A 3,986-nucleotide genomic window follows, 5' to 3' on the forward strand; every position below is an offset into this window, starting at 1 on the left:
TCTTTCCCTACCCTACGCTCTTCCGTTCTCGGCGACGAGCCGCTCCCGGTCGGCCTGGCCGGGGGCGGGGTCGAGCGGCGCGGGGGCGGGCGCGCCGTCCGCGCCCGCGCCGGACTCGCGCAGGGTGCCGAGCATCCGGCGGAGCCCGGCCAGCGTCTCCCGGCTCGTGGCCTCGATGGCGGCGAGCGCGTTGCGGGCCTCGTCCGGCTGGGTGTCGATGACCCGGCCGCCCACACCCGCCTGGATCGCGACGATCCCGATGCTGTGCGCGACCATGTCGTGCAGCTCGCGGGCGATCCGCAGCCGCTCGGCGGCGACGGCCCGCTCGGTCTCGCGCGACCGGATCTCCACGGCGTGCTCGCGGCGTTCGCGGAGCATCCGCGCCGTCGTCATCGCCGCCACGAACCCGAGCAGCACCAGGGCCACGCCCTGCACCTGGCTCTCGGGGCCGTGCGGGAGCGCGAGGGCCACCAGGAGCTGGAGCGCGACCACGCCCGTGCAGGCGACGGTCCTGGCCGTGCGGGAGGTGTGCAGCGCGATGTAGGCGAGCGCGACGTCGTCGACGACCAGCTTGGTGTAGCCGGTCGACCAGGTGACGTGCGTGGCGAACAGGGAGACCCAGCCCAGCATCAGCAGCACGACCAGCGCCGGGGTGCGGCGGCGCAGCAGCAGCGCGGGCACCGCCATGACGACCGCCGGCACCAGCACGGTCTGGGAGATCGCGGTCGGGTTCCGGTTCAGGAGCGGGATCAGGATCAGGGCGAAGGACACCGCGCAGGCCCATGCCAGCACGGCCGCGGCGGCCCGGCGCAGGAAGGCGGCCAGGCCGCCGGACGGCGCGGACGCGCTGGTGGGGGACTCGCTGGTGGGGGACTCGGTGGGCGCGGCGGGCATGCCGCGATCGTAACCGTCCGCGACCTTCGCGGGTATTGGCCGACGGGCGTACGCCCACGGGCTACCCCGGGCCCCGCGATTGTGGCCGACGGCCCGACGACCGGCGGGGGCCGTCCGGGCGATCTTTGCCGCATGAAGACGTTCGTCCGTGCACTGCTGGCCGTGGAGACGGCCGTCCTCGTCGTGTCCGCCGTGCTCTGGGACTCGCTGGACTTCCGCATCTACCGGCTGGGCGGGGGAGTGGTCACCGACGGGACCCGGCTCTACACCGAGCAGCTCGCCGCCCACTGGTACACCAACACACCGGTGTTCGCGCTGCTGTCGGCGCCGCTCTCGGAGCTGCCGCTCACGGCGGCCCGCGTGGGCTGGCAGCTCGCCTCGCTGGCCGCGCTCGTCTGGGCCTGCGCGAGCGTGCTGGAGCTGGCCGGACGGCCCGTCACGCGGAACACGGTCGCCGCCCTCGTCGCGGCCGCGATGCTCCTTGAGCCGATGTACCACACCTTCTTCCAGGGGCAGGTCAACCTCTTCCTGCTCGCACTCGTCCTCGCGGACGTCAGGGCCGTCGCGCGCGGCCGGACCGCGGGCTTCGGGATCGGCCTCGCCGCCGCGGTGAAGCTGACGCCCGGCATCTTCATCGTCCTGCTGCTGGTCACCGGACGCCTGCGCGCGGCGGCCGTCGCGGCCGGGACGTTCGCGGCGGCCGTCGCGGGCGCCTGGCTCGTCGCACCGGACGCCTCGCGCGTCTACTGGTCGGGCACGTTCCGCGACACCTCGCGCGTCGGCGTCACCTACATCAGCAACCAGTCGCCGTTCGGCGCGCTCTCCCGGCTGCTCGGCGGCGACCCGGCCCGCGTGCAGAGCTGGTACCCCCTCGTCTCCGTGGCCGTCGCCCTCCTCGGCCTGGCGGTCGCGGCCCTGTGGGCCCGGCGCGGCGACTGGCTGGCGGCGGTCTCGGTGACCGGCACGACCGGCCTGCTGGTCTCGCCGATCTCGTGGTCGCACCACTGGGTGTGGGTGCTGCCCGCGCTCGTCCTGCTGCTCCGGGACGGCCGGCGCGTGGCGGCGGCATGCGCGTACGTCCTGTTCGTGCTCTGCCCGCTGTGGTGGACGCCGCACGACGGCACCGACCGGGAGTGGGGCTTCCACGGCCCGCTCACCCTGGTCGCCAACTGCTACCTGGTCTCGGGACTGGCCTTCCTGGCCTACGCGGCGCTCGGACTGCGACGCCGGAACCGTACGCCGGACACCGCGCCGCTCGCCCTGACCGGGGACCCGCAGCCCCTCAGGGAACCGGTCGAGGTCGCCTAACCCTCAGGGGGGAGCGCACGGTTCACCGTCGCGCGGGAAGCGCGTCCGGCGCGGCGGAGCCGAGGCTTGGGGACCATGAACACCAAGAACCTCACCGCGATCGCCCTGACCTCGGCCGCCGTCGCCGGCCTCGGCGCGGTGTCGTCCGGGCCCACGGTCTCCGCCCACTTCGCCCCCACCGCCGCCGTCGCCCACGCCGACGAGCGCGGCTCGCTGGTCGCGGACGAGTACCTGCGCACCCTGACCGCCGACGAGGTCCGCACGGTCCTCGGCCAGGGCGGCTTCGACGCGTCGACGGTGCGCCGCGGCGTGGACGTCTACCGCCTCACCTACCGGACGGTCGACACGAAGGGCGCGGCCACCACCGCCACCGGCCTGTTCGCCGTGCCGCACGGGAGGCGGGGCAGGCTCACGCCCGTCTCGTACACGCACGGCACCACCAGCTACAAGCCGGACGCCCCCTCGACGAGCACCACGCCGTGGGCCGTCGGACCCGCCTACACCTACGCGGGCTCGGGCTTCGCCGCCGTCGTCCCGGACTTCCTCGGGATGGGCGGCGGGCCGGGGACGCACCCGTGGAAGGACGTGCCGTCCGAGACGACCGCCTCGCTGGACATGCTCCGCGCCGCCCGCGCGTTCGCCCCGCGCATCGGCCGCAGGCTCGACCGGGACGTGCTGATCACCGGCTTCTCCCAGGGCGCGTCGTCCGCGCTCGGCCTCGCCCGCGCCCTGCAGGACGGCGCGGACCGGCACTTCCGCGTGAAGGCGGTCGCGCCGATCAGCGGCGGCTACGACTTCGCCGGAGCCGAGCTTCCCGCCCTGCTCAACGGGGATCTGGAGGCCAAGTCCAGCGCGCTGTACGCCGCCTATCTGCTGACGTCCTGGCAGCGCATCCACGGCGGGATCTACCGGACGCCGTCGGAGGTCTTCCAGGAGCCCTACGCCGACCACGTCGAGAAGTACTTCGACGGCACGACGCCGGGCCCGGAGATGTTCCAGGGCATGCCGGACCGCCTGGCGGACCTGCTGACGCCGCGCGGCTGGGCCCTGCTGCGCAACCCGTCCGGCACCTTCGCCAAGGCCCTGCGCACCGACGGCGAGGTCTGCACGGCCTGGACGCCGCGGATGGCCGTTCGCTTCTACCGGGCCGAGACCGACGAGCAGGCGACGACGCTCAACACCGATCACTGTGTCGCCTCGCTGCGGGCGCGCGGCGTGGATCCGCAGGTCGAGAACCTCGGCAGGCCGCTCTACCAGGGCTCCCTGCACCTCGGTACGAACGTCGCCGGGACCGGGAAGGTCGTCCACTGGTTCACCTCCATGGCCGCCTGAACGCCCTGACACGCGAGGACGGCCACTCCGGGGGGAACCGGAGTGGCCGTCCTCGTCGCGCTCAGCGGAGCGACCTGGGTGTCAGCGGAGTGTCACCGGAGGAAGCCCTCGTAGTTGCGCTGCTGGAGCTGGGACTCGATCTGCTTGACCGTGTCCAGTCCGACGCCGACGACGATCAGGATGCTCGTCCCGCCGAAGGGGAAGTCCTGCGTGGCGTTCAGCATGGCGAACGCGACCATCGGGATGAGGGCCACGAGGCCGAGGTAGAGCGCGCCCGGGGTCGTGATGCGGGTCAGGACGTAGTCCAGGTACTCCGCGGTCGGGCGTCCGGGCCGGATGCCGGGGATGAAGCCGCCGTACTTCTTCATGTTGTCGGCGACCTCAGTGGGGTTGAAGGTGATCGCGACGTAGAAGTAGGTGAAGAAGATGATGAAGACGAAGAAGACCGTCAT

General features: G+C 73.2%; 4 protein-coding genes. 2 read left to right on the forward strand and 2 right to left on the reverse strand.

Annotated elements, in window-relative coordinates; translation table 11 throughout:
* Positions 1–12: 12 nt before the first annotated feature.
* On the reverse strand, positions 13–894 hold the full coding sequence (locus tag AB0J52_RS30630) for a sensor histidine kinase (RefSeq protein ID WP_500186152.1): 882 nt from the start codon (positions 892–894) through the stop codon (positions 13–15).
* Between the two features lie 132 nt (positions 895–1,026).
* Between AB0J52_RS30630 and AB0J52_RS30635 the strand changes: the two genes are divergently transcribed.
* Together AB0J52_RS30635 and AB0J52_RS30640 are read left to right on the forward strand one after the other, a co-directional pair.
* Positions 1,027–2,202, forward strand: a complete 1,176-nt coding sequence (locus AB0J52_RS30635) for a glycosyltransferase 87 family protein (protein WP_500186153.1) — start codon at positions 1,027–1,029, stop codon at positions 2,200–2,202.
* A 75-nt stretch (positions 2,203–2,277) separates the two neighbouring features.
* Positions 2,278–3,534, forward strand: a complete 1,257-nt coding sequence (locus AB0J52_RS30640; protein ID WP_500186154.1) for an alpha/beta hydrolase family protein — start codon at positions 2,278–2,280, stop codon at positions 3,532–3,534.
* Positions 3,535–3,626: 92 nt separating this feature from the next.
* Here the strand turns inward: AB0J52_RS30640 and AB0J52_RS30645 are convergent.
* A partial coding sequence (locus AB0J52_RS30645; RefSeq protein ID WP_500186155.1) for a preprotein translocase subunit SecY occupies positions 3,627–3,986 on the reverse strand: 360 nt, incomplete at its 5' end.

The organism is Spirillospora sp. NPDC049652, assembly GCF_040675125.1.
Lineage (GTDB): Bacteria > Actinomycetota > Actinomycetes > Streptosporangiales > Streptosporangiaceae > Spirillospora.